This is a genomic window from Aeoliella straminimaris, assembly GCF_024054565.1.
In the GTDB taxonomy this organism is placed as follows: Bacteria; Planctomycetota; Planctomycetia; order Pirellulales; family Lacipirellulaceae; genus Aeoliella; species Aeoliella straminimaris.
Map to the genome: position 1 here is coordinate 194,606 of NZ_JAMXLR010000006.1, position 19,122 is coordinate 213,727.

15 protein-coding genes are annotated in these 19,122 nt (G+C 55.6%); 11 read left to right on the forward strand and 4 right to left on the reverse strand.

Features of this window, described 5'->3' with window-relative positions:
• The first annotated feature begins 41 nt into the window (after positions 1-41).
• The 3 genes from NG895_RS02150 (at position 42) to NG895_RS02160 (ending at position 2,540) form a co-directional block, all read left to right on the forward strand.
• Positions 42-1,598, forward strand: a complete 1,557-nt coding sequence (locus NG895_RS02150; protein ID WP_252850795.1) for a type IV secretion system DNA-binding domain-containing protein — start codon at positions 42-44, stop codon at positions 1,596-1,598.
• A 116-nt stretch (positions 1,599-1,714) separates the two neighbouring features.
• Positions 1,715-2,164: a hypothetical protein gene (locus NG895_RS02155; protein WP_252850796.1), complete on the forward strand. Its 450-nt coding sequence runs from the start codon at positions 1,715-1,717 to the stop codon at positions 2,162-2,164.
• Positions 2,145-2,540, forward strand: a complete 396-nt coding sequence (locus NG895_RS02160; protein WP_252850797.1) for a hypothetical protein — start codon at positions 2,145-2,147, stop codon at positions 2,538-2,540. The genes NG895_RS02155 and NG895_RS02160 overlap by 20 nt, the downstream gene beginning before the upstream one ends.
• A 168-nt stretch (positions 2,541-2,708) precedes the next feature.
• On the opposite strand, the gene NG895_RS02165 is transcribed toward NG895_RS02160, so the two are convergent.
• From NG895_RS02165 to NG895_RS02175, 3 genes are read right to left on the reverse strand one after another with little or no spacing between them, the layout of a single operon-like run.
• Entirely contained in the window at positions 2,709-3,494 is a 786-nt protein-coding gene (locus NG895_RS02165; protein ID WP_252850798.1) for an ImmA/IrrE family metallo-endopeptidase, read from the reverse strand.
• Complete coding sequence (locus NG895_RS02170; protein WP_252850799.1) at positions 3,475-3,906, reverse strand: hypothetical protein; 432 nt, start codon at positions 3,904-3,906, stop codon at positions 3,475-3,477. Before NG895_RS02170 ends, NG895_RS02165 begins: the two co-directional genes overlap by 20 nt.
• On the reverse strand, positions 3,903-4,505 hold the full coding sequence (locus NG895_RS02175) for a hypothetical protein (RefSeq protein ID WP_252850800.1): 603 nt from the start codon (positions 4,503-4,505) through the stop codon (positions 3,903-3,905). The genes NG895_RS02170 and NG895_RS02175 overlap by 4 nt, the downstream gene beginning before the upstream one ends.
• Before the next feature lie 198 nt (positions 4,506-4,703).
• On the opposite strand from NG895_RS02175, the gene NG895_RS02180 reads away from it, so the two are divergent.
• The 6 genes from NG895_RS02180 (at position 4,704) to NG895_RS02205 (ending at position 11,822) form a co-directional block, all read left to right on the forward strand.
• Positions 4,704-5,834: a nucleotidyltransferase domain-containing protein gene (locus NG895_RS02180; RefSeq protein ID WP_252850801.1), complete on the forward strand. Its 1,131-nt coding sequence runs from the start codon at positions 4,704-4,706 to the stop codon at positions 5,832-5,834.
• A complete protein-coding gene (locus NG895_RS02185; protein ID WP_252850802.1) occupies positions 5,815-6,285 on the forward strand; it encodes a type II CBASS E2 protein in 471 nt (156 codons plus the stop codon). Before NG895_RS02180 ends, NG895_RS02185 begins: the two co-directional genes overlap by 20 nt.
• Before the next feature lie 2 nt (positions 6,286-6,287).
• The gene (locus tag NG895_RS02190; RefSeq protein ID WP_252850803.1) at positions 6,288-7,349 is read left to right on the forward strand and encodes a CBASS cGAMP-activated phospholipase; all 1,062 of its coding nucleotides are present in this window, start codon (positions 6,288-6,290) and stop codon (positions 7,347-7,349) included.
• A 1,083-nt stretch (positions 7,350-8,432) separates the two neighbouring features.
• Positions 8,433-8,768 carry a hypothetical protein gene (locus NG895_RS02195; RefSeq protein ID WP_252850804.1) on the forward strand — a complete coding sequence of 112 codons (336 nt, stop codon included), beginning with the start codon at positions 8,433-8,435 and terminating at the stop codon, positions 8,766-8,768.
• 1,276 nt (positions 8,769-10,044) lie between these two features.
• Positions 10,045-11,460: an IS4 family transposase gene (locus NG895_RS02200; RefSeq protein ID WP_252850805.1), complete on the forward strand. Its 1,416-nt coding sequence runs from the start codon at positions 10,045-10,047 to the stop codon at positions 11,458-11,460.
• Positions 11,461-11,696: 236 nt separating this feature from the next.
• Positions 11,697-11,822, forward strand: a complete 126-nt coding sequence (locus tag NG895_RS02205) for an ECF-type sigma factor (RefSeq protein WP_252850806.1) — start codon at positions 11,697-11,699, stop codon at positions 11,820-11,822.
• Positions 11,823-12,023: 201 nt separating this feature from the next.
• On the opposite strand, the gene NG895_RS02210 is transcribed toward NG895_RS02205, so the two are convergent.
• The gene (locus NG895_RS02210; protein ID WP_252850807.1) at positions 12,024-13,664 is read right to left on the reverse strand and encodes an MSCRAMM family protein; all 1,641 of its coding nucleotides are present in this window, start codon (positions 13,662-13,664) and stop codon (positions 12,024-12,026) included.
• A 949-nt stretch (positions 13,665-14,613) separates the two neighbouring features.
• On the opposite strand from NG895_RS02210, the gene NG895_RS02215 reads away from it, so the two are divergent.
• On the forward strand, positions 14,614-15,189 hold the full coding sequence (locus NG895_RS02215; RefSeq protein ID WP_252850808.1) for a sigma-70 family RNA polymerase sigma factor: 576 nt from the start codon (positions 14,614-14,616) through the stop codon (positions 15,187-15,189).
• A 328-nt stretch (positions 15,190-15,517) separates the two neighbouring features.
• Positions 15,518-19,018, forward strand: a complete 3,501-nt coding sequence (locus NG895_RS02220) for a WD40 repeat domain-containing serine/threonine protein kinase (RefSeq protein ID WP_252850835.1) — start codon at positions 15,518-15,520, stop codon at positions 19,016-19,018.
• Positions 19,019-19,122 lie beyond the last annotated feature (104 nt).

The following is a 19,122-nucleotide window of genomic DNA, read 5'->3' on the forward strand; positions in this document are numbered from 1 at the left end:
CGTCTTCACGACCATCTACGCCCTCATTGTAAAGAGTGACAATGTTGAATCCCTTCGGTAATCGCAGTAACGGTAATGACCCTCCGCTTGAACAGCGGACCATCTTCTGGGGAAACCGCAAGCGTCCTTTGCCGTTTGACCAGGCGCGCGAACACAACTTCTTGATAATGGGCGCAATTGGGAGTGGCAAGACCAGCGTGCTCTTGGTGATCTTGCATGACATCATGCCGTATATCACCGAAGGCAGCGGTCAACGGGCCATCGTCTATGACCCCAAAACAGAGTTTCTACCTTACTTGGCGTCGATGGTTCCCGAAGGCGCCGAACGACTTCGCATCCTTCATCCTCGCGACCGACGGGCGTACGCCTGGGATATCGCCGCCGATATTGCCCACCATGAAGACGCAACCGGAATTGCCAATACGCTGATCCCCGACCGCAGGGCGACGGGCGGAGGCAGTGAGCAGTTCTTCACTGAAATGAGCCGCGGGCTGGTCCTCCACACGCTGATCGGCCTCAAGAAGCTGCTCGGGACAGATTGGAATTTCCGGGACTTCGTCAACACCATGCTCACCCCCGACCTGCGCGGACGGGTGGTGGCCGTGACCGACGAAGGTCGAAATATGCTCGCGGAGCTGGGGGCCGACCGAACCGAATCGAATATCAAGGCGGATATCCGCTCTCGCTTTGAGCGGTTCCGTCGTCTAGGCGACTTTATGGACCACCACGCGCGGGAGGGACGCAAGCTCAGTCTGAAGGAGTGGGTAAGAACGGAATCCGTCCTAGTGCTCGGTAGAGACCGAGAACCAGCCTCCCTATTGGACGATCTGAATCGCACCATTATGCAGCGCCTCCAGGCAACCCTGCTCAGTGCGGAACACAACCCTGTGTCGGTCTCGCCAGACGGACGCCCTACGTCAGGGACCGCCTTGATCCTCGATGAGTTCTCTGGATTTGCCGAGAAGAACTCCTTAATGCAGCTGTTGCTTGAAGGTCGCTCCTACGGACTATGCACCCTGCTTTCATTTCAAACCCGACACGCCTTGATCTCCGCCTACGGGGGCGAGGCAGACGTCAAGACGCTCACCAGCCAGCTGGGGAATATCATGGTGCTACGACTGGGCGACTTCGAGGACGCCCAATGGGCAGCGGACGTGCTCGGTAAGCAAGAAATCAAAAAGGACGAGACCGAGCAACTTGACGACGCGGGACGCACGACGGGTTACTCACTAAAGCGGCACGGGCCGCGCGTCGAAGAGCATATCTATTCGCCCTCGGAAATTCGCGGGATTTGCGCTGACGGTACGGTTGGCGGGTTCGCCAGGTCGACGCTCGACCAAAAGCCGTTTCAGTTCAAACTGAATTGGAAGAATCTGCAAGCTTTTCGTAGCCGCGACGAGTCCTTTCCCGCCCACGACTTTTTTCCCAGTGACTGGAAACCACGACCATGGGACCGTCGCCGCATAGAGGCGGCGTTAGACGCGTACGAATCTAGGTTTGTTGGCACCGCAGGAAGTGAAGGCGATTCCAAAGCCGAGAATGCCGAGGCAGTTTTGGACGCCCTAAGGAGGTTTCAGCAGTCGCATCACGTCCGATAGTCACATTATTCCACCACGTGGCGCAACGGCGTCGCCAGAATCGGGCCTAAGCAATAGATAACATGCCCGCCAGCATGAGCTCGCGACGTTCGCCAAAAATCCGCCGGAGCCCAATCATGAACGAATCCCTAACCGCTATCTCCAATGAACTTCAAGAAGAACATGCACGGCTTAGCGAACAGAGTGAGTCGCTTGCGGCTGAACTCCGTAGAGTCGAACAGCAATTGAAACAAGTACGTTCAGCCGTGAAGGCGCTCACCGGAAAGCCCTCCGCAAAGCCCGCCGGCAAGACAAGCAAACCCTGCGCTTCGAAGGCGGACGTGGTTTTGGTTATCGAAACCCTGCTTCGCTCTCAGCCCGCGATGTCGCTAGCTGACCTCCGCACTCGCGTCGAGCAGCGGATCGTCAAGGCCGGCAAGTCTCGAATGGGTCTGGCGCTGAGATTCAAGGAGGCAATAGCAACCTCTCGCTTCAGAGAAACAGAGCACGGCGTCAGTCTCGCGACCAACGACCGGCTTCCGGTCAATTGTCCTAAAGGAGAGCCGCATGGCGACCAAACCGATTGACGACGATTTCGATGGAGCGTGGTTTTACGGACTAGCCATGGGTGCGGTACTGGTTTTCAGCTGGCACGAAATCGTTACTTTGTTTGCCGGCGAGGCCGTCGGAGCCCGCATCATCGCCGCCTGGTTCATGTGCCAGCTAGCAGGTCGCACATTTTGCATCTTCGTGGACGGACTTCATGCTTGGTTTGTGAAGCGGCTCGGCCCGTTAGTCGGCGTCGTCACAACGATACTTCTGGTAGTCGTCCTAGTCCGCGGGTCGCTCATGATCGCCGTCCACGCAAAAACGGAACAACCGGAGACACAACAATCACACACCAGCAGCTCAGACGACTTAAACACCTTTCACTTCGCCACAGCACACGACACTGCCGCCTGAGAAATACACTCCGTTAAGAGTGGCGAATGGACGACTGCTTATCAGAAGAGCCGCGAATGCGTGGGCCCATGAAGTCCCCCACTACACACACGTGTTGACCTAGGATCGTTGGCCCACACCACCTTGGATGTTTCACTGCACTGCTGAGAGCCTATCGGCGTCTAGCCGTTATTCAAGCCACAAGAGGCTCAAAGCTTTGCCGTACCTCGGCATTGGTATGACATCTTCGTAGAAGCACTCCGCGTCCAGGCCGCGGTTTTCCGAGAACCAGTCTCCGACGTCAATCTTCTGCGGGGCATCTGGCAGGGACTCGCCCGCAAAGAATTTGGCTGCCACGCTGTAGCGCGGTACGCTGCCGCCGTTCTCAATCCAGACATACTCAGCAAGTGCATCACTTGCCTGCCACCACGCGACTTTACCGTCTTTGGACATGACCAACGCGAAATAGTCTTTGGTCAGGTCGGCTATGCGAAATGCCGTTGACGTGCGCGTCGTGCCGAATCGCTCAGCAAGCTCATTCACGAAACGTGCCGTGGGCTGCGATGCTCCGAGTGCCGGCTGAAACAGATGCGTGGGCATCAGAAGCTCGGCGGCAAACATATTCGCTTCAATTTCTGGTGCACTCGCCTTATAGCGTGCGAGCATGTCCGCCGACGTGCACGACAACAGCTGAGATAACGTCTTGTGCAGCGACCAATGACCCAATTCATGCGCAACGGCAAACCTGCGCCGACCCAACTCTGGGATCGCGTCACTTACGCGAATGATCCCTTTTTCACCTTTCCTGATTAACCATGCGTCTGCGGCTTTGAGATGGCCTTCAAGAACCACGACCCCAAGCGCCATCGCAAGGTCTTCGAGTACGAGGTCCTTACTCGACTCGAATCCGTAAAGGTTCCACAGCTTCTTGGCCGCTGCCGCAGAAAGCACCGAACTAGGTTTGGCTGTCGGCATCGTTGTCCTCCGTCAATGCTTCCAGCCGTTCGATGTCCTCCATGAGCGCGCGCAGATCATTCTCGTCGGCAGCTTGCTCAAGTTTCCGAAAGTAGGCCCCTTGCAGCGAACCATGCAATCTACCGGCGATCAGATCGTTGACTGTCTGGCGCAGGCTCCCAACTGGCGGCGCCACCAACCCACTGAGTTTCTTGACAATACCGGGGCGGGCGTTCCTTGCTTGCTCCAACTGCGCTCGGGCCTTAGCTGAAGCCACTGCCCGATGCACTCGTGCCACCGCGTTCGTGACGTCGATGCCGCGTTTCTTCAACTCTGAGTCGACCTCCGTAGGAGTCATGATCTCCACGGATGGTGTGACCTCATCGAAGAAGCGATCCCATACGTCGTCTCCAAAACGTCCAAGATTGCTCATCGCCTTGACCTCCCGAGTTTCCTAAACGCCTTGTCCGCCGACCGAGCCAGGCGTTTCTTGGCGTTGTTGACCTCATCAATCCCAATTCCCATCATCTCGGCGATCTCGCTGGGTTTGGTAATGTCCGCCTCGAAACATTCGAAGACAGACACGGCCGTAGTGTCTCCGTCTAATTCACTGATCACCGCGTTGTGCAAGAGGTCACTTTGCTCTTGATCGGCCACAACCACATCGGGCCGCTTTGCTCCAGACTTCACTTGGAAAGCGGGCTCAGAATCGCGGTCGCAGGTGTCGATTCTGCGAGTCCTGCTGTTCTCAGCACTCTCCACCAAATGGCTGATCTTGCTGTCCACCACGTTAAACAAGAACCGCAAAAACTCCGGCTCTGTTTCCTTGTTCCATTTCCGACTGCCGTCCAGGAAACTTTCGATCGCCTCCGCTGCGAACTCATCAGGCCCCATACCACCCGGCCCAGATCCACCAGGGGCGTGAGCTGCTCCGCGCCAGTACACCTTGCGCAGTTTTGAGTCAGCGTAGAGCGTCAGTCGTTTGACCAGCAGCTCCCAGTCATCATCCGAATAGTCGGGGATTTCAACCAATTTGGAGGCCTCCAGAGGCGTTGCCTTCCTACCCACATCGGGCGCCCTCGTGGCTCTATCTTACTCATGCCGGACTTTTTTGAGAATTTGCCATTTCAGGTGGAGAAATATCCTCGCTCGTCGGCATGGAAGTATAGGCAGGGTGGAATTGGTCCGCCCCGCGCGATGGATATACAAGAACAACGAAGAGGTAACCAGATGCTCACTGAAATCCAAGCTTCGGCAAATGCCGAGCTTGATAAAGTGCTGGAGCTGCTCTGCGAATTGCTCCAGCCGACGCCCTCGCTTTGGCAAGACGCCCAGCAGAAATACCAGGCCGCAGCAAATTGGCTTTCGGCACAGGAATCTCAGCTCTATTCGCTACGACCTGATATCAAGTACCAGGGTTCGGCGCTGATCGAAACTGTGGTCCGGCCGTGGCAACGCGAAGAGTTCGACGTTGACCTGCTCTGCATTTTGGAAACTGACCAACGGCGCCACCCTGACCCCATGGCCGTTTACGATTTGGTAGCTGATCGTTTGGCCGAACACGCGACGTACCGACGGTTGATGAACCGCAAAGCGCGCTGTATTGAGCTCGATTACGCGGGCCAGTTTCACCTTGATATCGTGCCCGCGATCCTGCAGCTAGGATCGGCAACGAAGCTTCTCATTCCCGACCGCAGCCTCAAGACATGGCTCCCAACCGACCCGTTCGGGTACGCCGACTGGTTCTTCGGCAGGACGCCCGTAACTCAGCCGCTCGTCGAGCACTACCGGGCTCGTGCCGATGTCGAACCATTACGGCCTGCTAAGCGCGCTGCGCAAATTTTGCCGTTGCAGCGGACTGTACAACTCATGAAACGGCGTCGCGACCTGTATTTCGATGGCAACGCCGCCGCGCCCAAGTCCATCGCGCTCACAACGCTGACCGCCAAACATTACGGTGGTCAGGCGCTGTGTACGGACGCGCTGCTTGGAGCACTCGACGGCATCGATGCCGAAATCCAGCAGTCGGCCGCCATCCTAGCGATTCCAAATCCGGTCGACCCCAGGGAAAACCTGGGACGCCACTGGAACGCACATTCCTACACGCGGTTCACCCGTTTCATTCGTCAGTTCTCCGAGGAAATGCGGGAGTTGTTCGCGATGCGGGGCTGGGACCGAATCACCGAAGCGCTTGAAGCGCTCTTCGGGGAGCGCGCCAGGACCGCCGTCGAGAATTACGCCAAGAACATGGAAGCCCGGCGCCGCAGCAGCAACCTGGGTTATTCGGCAGGGCCGGTGATCCTTACGCCGTCCGCCGCCCCGACCCATACCGTGCCGCGCAATGAGTTTTACGGAAGATAAGTTTCACACCCGTGTTTACGGGCTGCCAGAGCAGGCGGCGCACATCCGGCTGATTTGCAGTGACTTCAAATACACCATTCGCCGCGGCGAGTTGGCGGGGAGAGGTTCCATGCAACCCGCCCCGCACTGCAGGACCTACGTCTTCCAACTCTCCTATCGGGTCGGCAAGCCGCCCAAAATCACCATCACCGAACCCGAACTGCGGTGTCGCGACGACCAGGATGATGTCCCCCACACTTACGGTCCCAACGAACCGTGCCTGTTCCGCCCTGGCGTCGATTGGTCCCACAAGGACCTGATTGCGACGACTATTATCCCCTGGCTTGCCGCGTGGCTCTTTTACTACGAGCTTTGGCATGCAACCGGCCAGTGGTTTGGCGGCGGGGAACACCCCGAAGTGCCCGAAGGCGCCGTAGTGACTGAAGACCCCAACGACACAAATAAGGAGTAACCATGTTCAAGATACTTAGCCTAGACGGCGGCGGTATTCGGGGCGCATTCACCGCTGCCGTTCTCGCCGAAATTGAAAGCCGGCTTGACCGACCGATCGGAGACTACTTCGACCTGGTCGCAGGCACTTCGACCGGCGGGCTGATAGCCACCGCGGTGGCCAGCGGCCTTTCGGCTTCCAAGATTGTTGACTTCTACCAGCAGGACGGACCTGCGGTTTTTGCGCCGCGCCCCCCCTTCAAACCGGAGAAGCGCGCACGCCGCTTGGCCATGCCAGCCGGGCGCTTCGTAGTAGAGAAAGCAGTCGGCGTCTCGCTGGACGACGTCTTCCAAACCAAATACCCGAGCCATCCGCTGGTCGATGCCGTAAGCCGAGTTTTCGGGGACCTACTCCTCGGAGACATCACAAAATGTCGCCTCGTCATTCCGGCTGTCGATGTAACAGTAGGTCGGACCGTTGTCTTCAAGACACCCCACCTGCCGAACCTCACCCGCGACCGCCACTATCGGGTATCAGATGTGCTGCTGGCCACAACCGCAGCCCCAACATATTTTCCGCACGCGATGTTGAATGGCCACGGCGCCGTCGTAGACGGCGGGCTGTGGGCCAATAACCCGAGTCTAGTAGCTTACACCGAAGCGATGAAGATCCGCGAGTGCGCGCAACGGGAGTGTGATCCTAGCTTTGACTCGTCGCAGATCGAGATCCTGTCGATCGGAACCGGGGAGCCGCGTTACTCGCTAGACCCGCCCGGCGACCACGCGGGCATTGGCTGGTGGGGCCCTCGGGTGTTTGATGTTGCCTCTATTTCACAGTCGCAAGGGGTCAGCTTTCAGCTCCAGTACCTACTCGATAACCGCTACACCCGCGTCAACTTCGATTTGCCTGACGAAAGCTGGACTCTCGACTCTATGAAGCATCTGCCGTCACTATTCCATAAGGGCCGTACAGCTGCTCACGACCAACTCGCTGAGCTCCTGGACCGTTTCTTCAGCAGAGAGGCGCCCGACTACGTGCCCTTCGACGACTGCACCCTAAGGTCGTCCGCGAGGACTCACTCCTAACGCCCTGCAGAAGAGTGGTGGGTCGATTCCGGTTCCGGCCCCCCATGGCTCTAACCACCTCGGGTGTCAAATGTCCCATTTCCGTGGCCCAATTCCCTGATTACCTACACTCCCACAATTGGGGCATTTACGTACCCCGAAATGCATCCCTGACAAACGGGATTAGAGCCTCGCTTCCTGCCGAGGTCGAAAACACCGATGCGACTTCGTCCCCGAGCCAATCCGCTGAAGTTGATGCAACCGACGCACCCTGGTCTGGCCGCAAACTGCGGTCGGTGGCTACACCGTTGTAGTTAGCGGAGGCCAGCAACGCCACGCTATGGCTGTGAAGCCTCGTCTCCGGAAACTCGTAGTTTTACTATGGCTTCTGGGAAGGCTCTCTTGTAACGCTCAGCATCCGCCCTGACATCAGTCCAGATTGTGCTAACTGCTGGGTCGCCCCATAGTTCTTGCCACCAGCTTTGGGTGGTTACCGTCTGGCGAACGTTCTGCACGGTTTCGTACTTCGGCAAGTCCAGGGAACTACCTGGTGGCCAAGGAATGGAGGTGCCTTGTGGCGCCGAGTCCGCGGTAACCCAGCGATCGCTACTGTTGTAGAATGATATCCACCCCGGAACGCTGCCGTCTAATATCTGCTCCACCAAATGTTGGCGTTCGTGTACGGTGTGGATTTTCCATCCAAGCAAACACGAGAATAGCGCCACGGCGACCATAATGGCCTTTAAGCTAATGCGTGGCTTCGGTATTCGCATGCTCGGTTTCCTTGAAGGCTAGGGCTTTCATGGTTCTTGCCGCCTGTGGGTTCTGGGTTGCGTTAAGAAGACGTGCAGACGAGATCTCTGTGATTATCGTTGAGGTGGAGTCCGATTGCCATAGCCCAGTGGGCGGCCCGGAGCAGCTAGTCTGCCTACTCGCACCCGCCTGGCGTCGCCGCTAAACTGGCGGTCATGACACGCACAGCCGCCGTTGCCGTTCTAAACACGCTCACCAGCGCCGCCCACGCCTAGAACAAGCCGGGCCACTCCGCCATCGGCCTGATTGCCTGGTCGCAGATGGATGAGGCGACACAGAATCGAACGCAATATGAGCAACATGAAACATCTTCTGACATTGCTGACCAGCCCCGTAGATCGCTTCTTGCGAGGTGTAAGCATCGTTGTTGCCTACGCTGCTAGCGGGGTCCTGTTGTGGTTGGCCCATCTTCCCACTCCCAACGTCGCGGCCAAACAGGGTCAAGCCTGGTTTATCATTGTTGCCCTGCCGCCATGGCTCTTGATGTGTCTAATTGCTATTCGCTCGGGAATGCTTCTCGAAGGCCGCTGGAAATGGGTGGCCTGGCTGCCGCTGGCTGTTCCTACGCTGTATTTTACAGTAAACGGGCTGATGCAGGTTGATTGGAGCAGGCTTATAGGTGTTTGATGAACTGCCGTAGTCCCGACCATCCGTGCGTTGTACGCAGGGAACGAGCCTATCTACCTGCTCACCGAGTTCGATACTGTTTTACCGCTCCCAGCGGCAAGTTTCAGAGGGCGAGGACCAGAATTTCTCATGCTTGGATTAGCCACGAGGGAAAAGGACATTGTCGTTAAATAAAGTGGCCGCTTCTGATGCTGTTTGATAGATACATTATCGCCTGCGGGGGCCTTTGCTACGCTAGGCCCGAGGGGGATAAACTGACGGGACCGCGAATGGGCTACGCCATGCAGGACCCTATAGTTTTTCGTTACACCCAGTCTAGTGAATAGGTGGAGGACGCGGCAATGCATTCAACAATCGTCATGCTGATGCTTACACTCTTGGTTTGCGGATGTAGATACACCCCCCAACAAACACCAACAGGTGCTGACAAGGAGGAGGGGACAACTACTGCTACTCACAGGCTGGATATCGATGGAATTACGGTGGCTGCCGAAGGAGTAACGTCGAGAAGTCAGAAGTCACCAGAGGGACATCGAGTGTTTCAGATTGGCCAAGAGTTTTTCATCAGGGATGGGGAACTCAATGTAAACGGCAGATCATACGGGGGAGTCTCCGAAGGCGACGAAGTGGAAATCACGACGAAAGGTTCTGTACTAGTGAACGGTGTCATTCGTTCGCCGCTCTGATTCCTTCAACCCCTCCCTGTCGATTTCGGCCATAGCTCGTACGGTTGGACTTTCCCTTCCAACGATCTACGCCACCATGGCGGATGATTAGAAATCTTGTAGCTTGCTATTGAATCCTGGTCCACGTGTTATGAAGATGTAACCAGCCCTTCGGCAATGAGACCTTTGGATGAGTACTACGCGACGTCGGCTACATTCGCGGGAGCAGATCGTCAAGAATTTGTGAGATGCGATGCTGAATGCTGGGCAGCCCCCGGCGGCTCGTATTCGTGCAAACAACTTCCGCTCTGGTTGCCTGGTTTCTAGTCAGCTGCTCTATAATGCGGCCGCCGCTTAGACTGCCAGCTGTTAGCTGTCATGCAAAATCGCGTCGGTCGCGCGACCGCTGCGTTTTGGTAGGTTGTCAAAGTGAGCGAAGGTGGACCATCGAATGGCACATAGAAATACGTAAGCTCCTATCTGCCATCGCTTAAGCAACGCTATCGCAGCACTGCATTGCGTCCGTTTTTGCGAAGTGACATCGCCGAAAAAGGCCCCGCTTGCTCGGATGGTTTGTTCCACCAACCCATCTTCTGCAAGGAGGCCTTACGGTGCGTTGTTCTAACCCAGCGAGGTTCCGCCAGCAAGTTCGTTTTTTGCAGCGTCAGTTTCTTCAGACTGGCGACTTGCCCTTCACGGATGTCTTGTCAACTGACATCGTGTCGCAAGCGTTGACGGCTGCTGGTGTGGCTTGGAAAGATCGACTCTACACACCGCTGGTCACGCTCTGGATCTTCCTCGGTCAAGCCATGAGCGCCGATCATTCCTGTCGAGCCGCCGTCGCTCGGTTCGTCGCTCATCGAGTCTCACGGGGCCAGCGAGCGTGTTCCTCACATACGGGCGCCTATTGCCAGGCGAGAAAGCGACTACCCGAAGAGTTCTTCGCACGCATCGCTCGGGGCGTCGGTCGAGCACTGCACCAAGCGTCCGAGCCGCAGTGGCTTTGGCGGAATCGGAACGTGTACCTGTTTGACGGCACGACCCTCTCCATGCCAGATACGCCGAGCAACCAGGAGGCTTACCCGCAGTCGAACAAACAAACTCCAGGTGTTGGCTTTCCGTTGGCCCGTGTGGCAGGGATCTTCTCGCTCTCGTGCGGTGCGATCCTCGATCTAGCAGTCGCTGGGTATTCGGGAAAAGGCCAAGGGGAAGTCACTCTGTTTCGCCAGCTGTGGGATCTTTTTCGTCCCGGAGATATCGTTCTCACCGATGCGCTGATGTGCAATTGGCGAAACCTGTGTTCGCTCGAGCAGCGTGGTGTCGATACGGTCACTCGACTGAACAAAGCTTTGAGGAGGGCCGACTTTCGGCGTGGCAAGCGACTTGGAAAGGATGATCACCTCGTTCGATGGGGTAAGCCAAGCATGCGAGATGTCGATCGAGAAACTTGGCGGTCGCTTCCCGACTTCCTCACCGTTCGTGAGTGCCGATTCTGGGTGAAGCAACCCGGCTTTCGTTCTCGTGAAGTGATCATCGTCACAACGATGCTCGATCCGCGTGAAGTCTCTGTTGCGGAGTTGGCCGACCTGTATCGCATGAGGTGGAATAATGAAACCGATTTTTCGTCACTGAAAGTGACCCTGCAAATGGATGTCCTGAGGTGCAAGACGCCGGAGCTCGTTCGGAAAGAAATCTGGACGCACGTGATCGCCTACAATCTGATCCGTACCATCATGGCCCAGTCTTGTCACCGAGCAGGCATGCTCCCTAGGGAGATCAGCTTCAAAGCAACAGTCCAAATCCTCGAGGCATTTCAACCATTTATCACCGTCTATCGAGGTTACAACCTGGCAGATCGAGACTTGCTTTACGAGCAACTCATCGACGCAATCGCAGTTCATCAGGTCGGCAATCGGCCGGGGCGGAGCGAACCTCGCTTGCGAAAACGGCGTTTTAAGAAGTACGACTACATGATGAAGCCGCGAAACGAAGTCAAACTCGATATCCTGAAACGACTTACGAAATAAGCATGCGACATTCGGTGGACCATCTTCGGCGACTTAGCTCGCCAAGCTAAGTACGGAGGTCTTGTCGGAGATTTGACACCGCTGCAACTTACCGAAATCTCTCCGAGCGGTCGGGTGATGCAACCTCACTCAGTTTGGACGCCCGCGAATTGCAGGCGGTGGGGTGATCTCAACAAGAAAGGGGACGGGATTATGTCGATGCCAGGCCTCTCCTTACGTCTGCTATACTGGTGCCCATGGCCCACGTCACCCGAATCTTATCCCAAATCGAGCGCTCCGATCTCTCAGCGGCGGACCAACTACTGCCGTTCGTGTACGACGAGCTACGAAAATTGGCCGCGCTTCGACGTTGCGGATCGTGATCGCAGAAGTTTATCTGCAGTTGGAAAGGCAGGGACTCGAACAGGCTGACGGTGGGAATGGCCGCTAATCGCGTTGCTTTTCTGCTATCATTTTAATCTCATTGTTTACTCGTTTCTCAAGGTTCAGCTGTAAAACTACCCTTGGGGTTTGGCGGTTTTGTGTTCCTGCAGGACTCAACCTCTCATCTCTGGTTGCAGAGTCTATTGATCTTGCAAGGGCACCCGAGACAGAGAGTCGATTCTAAGCTTGAAGACGATATGGTCAGGCTCACCTGAGGGGCGGTCAACTGCCTGTAGACTGCCAAAGAAAATGTCGCCTTCCTTCAATCCCTCCGCTACCGGCGGCCGCCCACCATTGAACTCGGGCGATAGGTCAAGGGCGCCTTGGGGAAGGCTGTCAAGATTCGTGAGATCGATGTCACCGAAGGTCGTGCCTGATTTCTGCCCCTGTAGTCGATAGAGACGGTAGTCATTTCTACCAATGGGATAGCTAGAAGGATTCATCGACAAGGACAATCTAAGTTCATCCTCATGTTGACTAAAGTGCAGCCACCCAGGACCATAGCCTGGTCGGCTATCAGCGGACCACTCAATGGTTGACGAGCGTGGCCGATCAATGGTTGACGAGCGTGGCCGATTGGCACTCTCATTATCTGCGATCGCGAGCGTGACGCTAGCGCGCAGGCCGCGATAGAGTGTGAGCGTTATTGGATCCATTTGATCTTCATCACTTGTTACTGCAAAGCGGCCATTTGCTCTGATGTAGCCTGGGGCGTTTGCGGTAATCGAGTACCTATCGAAAGGAAATAGTTGAATCGCAGCTTTGCCATCAGAGTCTGTTGAAATGGCGGTAGTATCAACCACTTGGTTCGAGCGGTAGCCACTCCAGCTAAGCTGCAGCCCCGCGTTTGACAACGGTTGATCGTTTGCGTCAGTAACGACAACCTCGACACGTCGCTTCTCCTCATCAGAGAAGCGATGAAGAATGATGTCGCCGTTGTCATGTACAGAATACACTCCTCCACGGATCGAATGCTGCTCTTGGCGATAGCCCGGCATGACGACGGCGAGTTTGCACTCCTGACTGCGGCCATGGCCGGTATGCTGTTCGTAGGTGAATAGATAGTAGCCGTCGTCGAATGCTTCGAGATCTTCTCTGATGCGTGTGGACGTCAAGGAGAACGATTCACGTTCTACCGGATTGCCGAACTGGTCGATCACACGAAACAGCGCATAGAACCGTGTGTTCCGAGCGTTGCGTGACTCCTCGGTCAATTGAGCCTGTCGATGCTCAATGGCGTCGAGTCGATTGCGCAAATCTTCTGGGAGCTGTTGAATTGCCATCGCTTTCTTGATCTTTTCTTCAAGCGAAGCTGCAAGCAACGGGTAAGCGGCGAGTGTTGTCTCGCGGTCCACACTCAGTACCTGTTCGGCCTGCTTTCCAAGAGTGACATCGGCGAGTGCGTCGGCGTACCAGAATGCGATTTGTGGATTTTTTGGTTGCAGTCGATACGCTTCGGCCAACAGCTTAACACTCAAGCGTCGTTCCTCATTCGTGTCACTTCTCTCAAGTGCGAACTCTAGAAAATGAGAAGCTTGAGTGGAATCGCTCAACGTCGCCGGAGTCACCGAAATCACTTCCGACATAGAAAGCGTCATTTTGGATCCGTCCACATCGATCTTTAATTGGTCGCCCTCGAGGTCAACGTCACCCACAATGATGGCGCCGGTTTTGAGCGTGATTCTCTGCTCGGCTATCGCCTGGGGAATTGTGCCAGTAGAGACTATGGCCGATGTGACGAGAATAGCTGGAACGAAGTAAGCCAAATTCAACTTGGTCATTAGGTTTGTTTCCTTGTGATCTGCGGTGAAGAATCAACTGAAAGTATCGTGTGCGATCTCGTGCCTGCCTACGACGCCGATGTGTGAGAGCTTCAGACCATTACCGAGACGGAGTTTTATCACTTCGACGCGAACTGCCATCGGAATACGGATGCTGGAACGGCACACTTGCAGTCCCGGACGCTACATGTGATCTCGCTCGACAGCCACATTGAGTGATTAAAGGAACGACGCCAGTGCAGTTTTGTGGCTTTTGTGTCCTGCCAATGGGCGGTACTTAGTTGCTGTTCATATCCCAAGCAATCACGCTCATAAGTTCTGAAAGACTACGATGTGAGCGTGAGAGGCATGCATATAATTGGGGTGCGTCATCTGGACTTGATGTCCTTAGCTCGCTCAGCAAGGTCTCAAAGTTCAGCCTTGATAGTCTGGCGAGCCCGGTCTTGCTCCTTTCTTTCAAACTGTAGTTCCTTTTCCCTTTGCTTGCTTAGGCACCAAGTTTCAGCAACGCAAAAACATGGCACCCTCAGCCCACACCAGGGGGCCAATAATATAGATGCAGCAATCCGAGACGCTCCAATGGTCAGCTGGAAAAAGAATTTGGCTGGGGCGGTCGAGAATCATTCCAATGCATATGGTACAAGCACCGCAGGTAGTGCATATTATTCCTGCATAGATTGCTAGTCCACGTAGAATGCTGCATCGAGACATAGTGGAATCGTCTGTAAAATACACAACTCAGAAGTAAAGAATCTTCTTCCTGGTGGGGAAGTGAAACGCGACACACTTGACCTGGGCATTGTTCAGCGCCTCCCTGGAGCTAAGCGTGTCGCCTACAGGACCGATTACGCAAAAACTGGTAATTGTGAAGAAAGTCCGTAATACTTGGGTCTCGGACACGCTCACCTCTTCTAGCGGCAGGCTTCTCTTTCCTTTGTGAACGATCACGGTGCCGAATCAGCACGACAACACGGCGAATCTTCTCAACCAGTACCGGGACTACCTTGCATTGCTGGGGCGGCTCCAGCTGGACCCGATGCTGCAAGCTAAGGTCGACGTTTCGGGCGTTGTCCAAGCCACCATGCTTGAAGCTTGTGAATCGGATTGGGCCTCATTAGAAGAACTTGACAAGCTGCCCTGGTTGCGACGGGTATTCTCCAACAATTTGCTGGACGAGATTCGTAAGTTTCGCACCGAAGCGCGAGATGTGCGCCGCGAAAGACGGCTGTCTCATCGAGTCGATCAATCGGCCTCTCGCTTACAGATGTGGCTCAAAAGTGAAAATCCTTCGCCAAGTCATCGGGCCGTCCAGGCCGAAGACGAGCTCCAGTTGGTAGGCGCACTCGCCTCGCTTCCTGATGCCCAACGGGAAGCGATTGAGTTACACCATCTCAAGGGACTTCCTTTGGAGGAAGTCAGCCGGATCATGCAACGGACCAAGGGGTCTGTGGCAGCCCTTATTTTTCGAGGCACGACGCGACTACGCCAAATCATGCCACCCAAGCAAGGCGAGCGCGATGAGTGATAGCTTCGATTCCAAACTGATCGACGATCCGGCGTTTCAGGCGGTGCTTGTAGCTTGTCTGGAAGCCTTGCAGCGGGGTGAAAACGTTGATCGCGAGCGGTTGATGGCCGACCATCCGGCGCATGCAGCGGCAATCGATCGGTTTCTTGAAGACCAAGCCCTTCTTGAGCAAGCAACAAAGCTATTCATGCTGGAGCAGGTGTCAGTGGCGAATAGCGATGACGTCATGACCATTGACACGAGTTCCCATAAGGACACCTTGTCTGCGGGGGACACCGTCCAATACATCGGCGACTATGAAATACTCGAGGAGATCGCTCGAGGTGGGATGGGGGTGATCTTCAGGGCCAGACAGCGGACGCTCAAGCGTATCGTCGCGCTGAAGGTGATACTCGCCGGGCGGCTCGCCTGCGATGCCGATGTCAAGCGGTTCCGACGCGAGGCCCGTGCCGCGGGACGTTTGAAACATCCCAACATCGTGCCGATTCACGAAGTCGGCGAGCACGAGGGTCACCATTACTTCACGATGGACTTGGTGGAAGGTCGCAGTCTAGCCGATTTGGTCCGTGAAGAGACGCTCGCTCCGCGGCATGCCGCCGAAATCGTTGCTAAGGTGGCCGAAGCGGTCGAGTACGCCCACCAAAACGGAACGCTTCATCGCGATCTCAAACCAGCCAACATTCTCATTGATGGTAATGGCGAGCCGCATATCACAGACTTCGGTTTGGCAAAACTGGTCGAGGTCGACGACGCGGACGATCTGCACGAGTTGACTAAGTCGGGGCAAGTCCTCGGGACTCCTAGCTACATGTCGCCCGAGCAAGCTTGTGGCAAGTCGGCGATAATTGGCCCTGCCTCCGACATCTATTCGCTGGGAGCGATTCTGTATAGCAGCATTGCTGGCCGGGCGCCGTTCGTCTCCGAGTCCACTGTCGACACCTTGATGCAGGTGATTAAGAAGGAGCCAGTGCCGCCCCGTGATCTCAACCCATCGGTGCCTCGGGACATCGATACGATTTGCCTGAAATGCTTGAACAAGGAACCTCACCGGCGATACGGGACAGCCAAGTTGCTGGCCGACGATCTACACCGGTTCCTACAGGGTCTTAGCGTGCTGGCAAGGCCGGTTGGCCCATTCGAAAGGGGATTGCGTTGGTGCAAACGAAACAAGCTTTCGGCAACGCTGCTTACAGCAATAGCTGTGTCGCTGGCCGCGGGTAGTGCAGTCTCGACCTATTACGCGATCGAAGCCGGTAGGCGTGCAGAGGCGGAAGCAGATGCCAAAGCCAAGCAAGTGCAGCTAACCCAAATAGCCGAAGCTAGGAGACGCAAGGCGGAGCGACTGGCCGTGGAAAACGAAAAGCTGGCGCGCGCCGAACAGACTGCCAACGAGACGCTTCGCACCCTGAATTCGCGCCTGACATTAGAAAAAGCCACGAAGATGCTACGCGAGGGCAAAGTTTCCGAGGGCCTTCTTGTCCTGGCAAATGCCTTGGAATACGCAGATACCGACTTTTCCGATCTTGTCAGCTCCAACCTAGCGCTTTGGGAATCAGCATCCCATAGCCTTGAGAACGAGCACACTTTCGGGCGACCGATCTTAAGTATCGCGCGTACACAGAACGACAATCGTGTCTCGATTCTGCTGGGAACCGACAATACTGGTGTCGAAGAAGTGCGATTTTGGGATTTAGGCAGCGACCGAGCGGTTGGAGAGCCCATAGCTGTAAGCACCTTGGTCAAAGACGATCGCAATACAGAGATTCTGCAGCGAATCGCCAAGGTTGGCAAACTCATGGGCGGCGCCAAAATCGGCCCGATATTTGCGGTTACAGCCGCTACACTCTCGCCAGGTGCGGAAACGCTCTATTTGGCGACAAGGGCTGGCACGGTCCTACAGTACGATATTGCCAATCGTTCCCTTATCGGAAATCCCATCAAGCTCCAGCTGATTGTCGATCGCCAAACATCTCACACAATTGACCTTCTTGAATTGAGTGCCGACGGGAAAGTTTTGCTGGCTGCGAGCCGACAAAATCGTATTGCCCGACTCTTTTCCGCCGATAGTCTGGACCCGATCGGCGAGTCGATGACAACGCGAGGATGGATCTCGTGTGCCGCCTTCCACCCGAGCAATTCCACTGTGACACTGGGGATTGGCGGAGGCGAAGGATTCACTCGGCGCGGTGAGGTTCATTGCTACAGCACGCGGACCGGCTTGCCGGACGGCAACCGGATTGAGCACCCGGGGAGAGCACTGGCTCTTGCCTTCGATTCGGAAGGTTCACTTCTCGCAGTGGGCGGCTCTGATGGCAGCGTGGTGCTTTGGGACTTTGATGAGCGGCTGCCAACTGGTGTGCGATTCGTTCACAATGCGCCCGTCAACCAGGCAGTCTTCGGACCACTCCGGGGTATGCTACTAAGTTCGGATAGCGAAGGACAAGTCCAGCTAAACGATCCAGTCAGCGGTCGTGCACTCGGCACATTGCCGCAGAGGAAGCCGATTACTTCGGCAAGCTTCACCAATTCTGGAACACAGATTCTGATCGGAGATAGTGACGGTGCGCTTCAACTTTGGAGGCTAGGACAACAATGGCCGGTAGACCTTGAGTGGCAATCGCCCGGACCCGTTGCCAGCATCATAGCGAATGACGAAGGAACTCGAATCAATGCAGCGTGGCATGGCACCACTGCATTGGCTGGCGGACTCGCAGCCTGGGATACGGTCAGCAACGACCAAATAGGTGAAGTTCAAGAGCTTGGGGCTCCCAACTCGAGAGTCACGGTATCTGCTGATCTAACTCATGCAGCAACCTGGGCTCCCCTGGGCACCAAAGGCGTAGACGGTCGCAACCTTGCCATTAATCTAAGGAACCTCTCCACTGGAGATTCGCAACGAATTATGTTGCCGCATGTTGCCCAACGACCTTCAACCACCCAAGGCACCCTATCATCCCTTAGAACCGTTGCGTTCGCACGTTTCAGCCCGGACTCGAACACGTTGATGATTGTTGCCAAGCCAATCGCAGGGCGAAAGGGACTCATATGGCTTTATGACCTTCGTACAGGGACCTTCAGTAATCAAACTCCTATGCAATTTGCGGATGCGAGCAATCCGCGGGCATTGCACTTTGACTTGAGCTATCCGTTGGTGGGCTTCGATTCGCTTAGCCAGCACTTGTTCTGCGGCGATCTCCATTCGGTGAAGGTATGGAGAGTCGATGACGGAGAAACCGCATTCATCGGCCCGCAAGCAGACGGTCCCATTCGAGATGTTGCTCTTGTCTCCAGTGGCGAACTGATTGCCATCGCAGCCGGGAGCAAGGTCAGCATCCATCCTGTAGGTGCCTCACACATCGGACAAGGGACAGCTCTCTTCGAGTTCTCTCACGCCAACACGGTGCGGCATATTGCATTCGCACCCTCTGGAGAATTGCTTGCTACCGCATCTGATGATCGACTCGTCCGTTTTTGGGATACGGACACCGGCGTCGAATTTGGCACCGACCTATCGCACGTGGGTCCAATTACCGGGATGGAATTCAATCACCAAGGCAGTATGCTGGCTGTCGTGTGCGATCGTGTACTTCATTTATGGGATGTAAACACTGGGCAGCCGATTGGACCACCAATAGACCACGCAGGGTCTGTCCAGTTGACAAGGTTTACGGTAGATGGCTCAAGGCTGATCACTGTTGACAGCCTGAACAGCCTTAGAATGTGGACCATGACCGATGGTTCGACGCGCTCGCCTGATGAGTGGCGAAGTCGTATTCGAAACCGTGCCTATGTAGGTTCGGTGGAGAAGTCAAGCGATCCGGCACCGTGATGTAGAGGAACTCCAGACTCCACGCGACGACGAGTGTTTCAACGTAGGACCGCATCGCGATGCACAAGACAACCACGTGGACGTTCTGTCTACTCGTAACACTG

Bases quoted from the DNA above. Each gene is read 5' to 3' on its own strand.
- NG895_RS02150 (WP_252850795.1), top strand. From the start codon at position 42: ATGTTGAATCCCTTCGGTAATCGCAGTAACGGTAATGACCCTCCGCTT.
- NG895_RS02155 (WP_252850796.1), top strand. From the start codon at position 1,715: ATGAACGAATCCCTAACCGCTATCTCCAATGAACTTCAAGAAGAACAT.
- NG895_RS02160 (WP_252850797.1), top strand. From the start codon at position 2,145: ATGGCGACCAAACCGATTGACGACGATTTCGATGGAGCGTGGTTTTAC.
- NG895_RS02165 (WP_252850798.1), bottom strand. From the start codon at position 3,494: ATGCCGACAGCCAAACCTAGTTCGGTGCTTTCTGCGGCAGCGGCCAAG.
- NG895_RS02170 (WP_252850799.1), bottom strand. From the start codon at position 3,906: ATGAGCAATCTTGGACGTTTTGGAGACGACGTATGGGATCGCTTCTTC.
- NG895_RS02180 (WP_252850801.1), top strand. From the start codon at position 4,704: ATGCTCACTGAAATCCAAGCTTCGGCAAATGCCGAGCTTGATAAAGTG.
- NG895_RS02185 (WP_252850802.1), top strand. From the start codon at position 5,815: ATGAGTTTTACGGAAGATAAGTTTCACACCCGTGTTTACGGGCTGCCA.
- NG895_RS02190 (WP_252850803.1), top strand. From the start codon at position 6,288: ATGTTCAAGATACTTAGCCTAGACGGCGGCGGTATTCGGGGCGCATTC.
- NG895_RS02195 (WP_252850804.1), top strand. From the start codon at position 8,433: ATGAGCAACATGAAACATCTTCTGACATTGCTGACCAGCCCCGTAGAT.
- NG895_RS02205 (WP_252850806.1), top strand. From the start codon at position 11,697: ATGGCCCACGTCACCCGAATCTTATCCCAAATCGAGCGCTCCGATCTC.
- NG895_RS02210 (WP_252850807.1), bottom strand. From the start codon at position 13,664: ATGACCAAGTTGAATTTGGCTTACTTCGTTCCAGCTATTCTCGTCACA.
- NG895_RS02220 (WP_252850835.1), top strand. From the start codon at position 15,518: ATGGGGGTGATCTTCAGGGCCAGACAGCGGACGCTCAAGCGTATCGTC.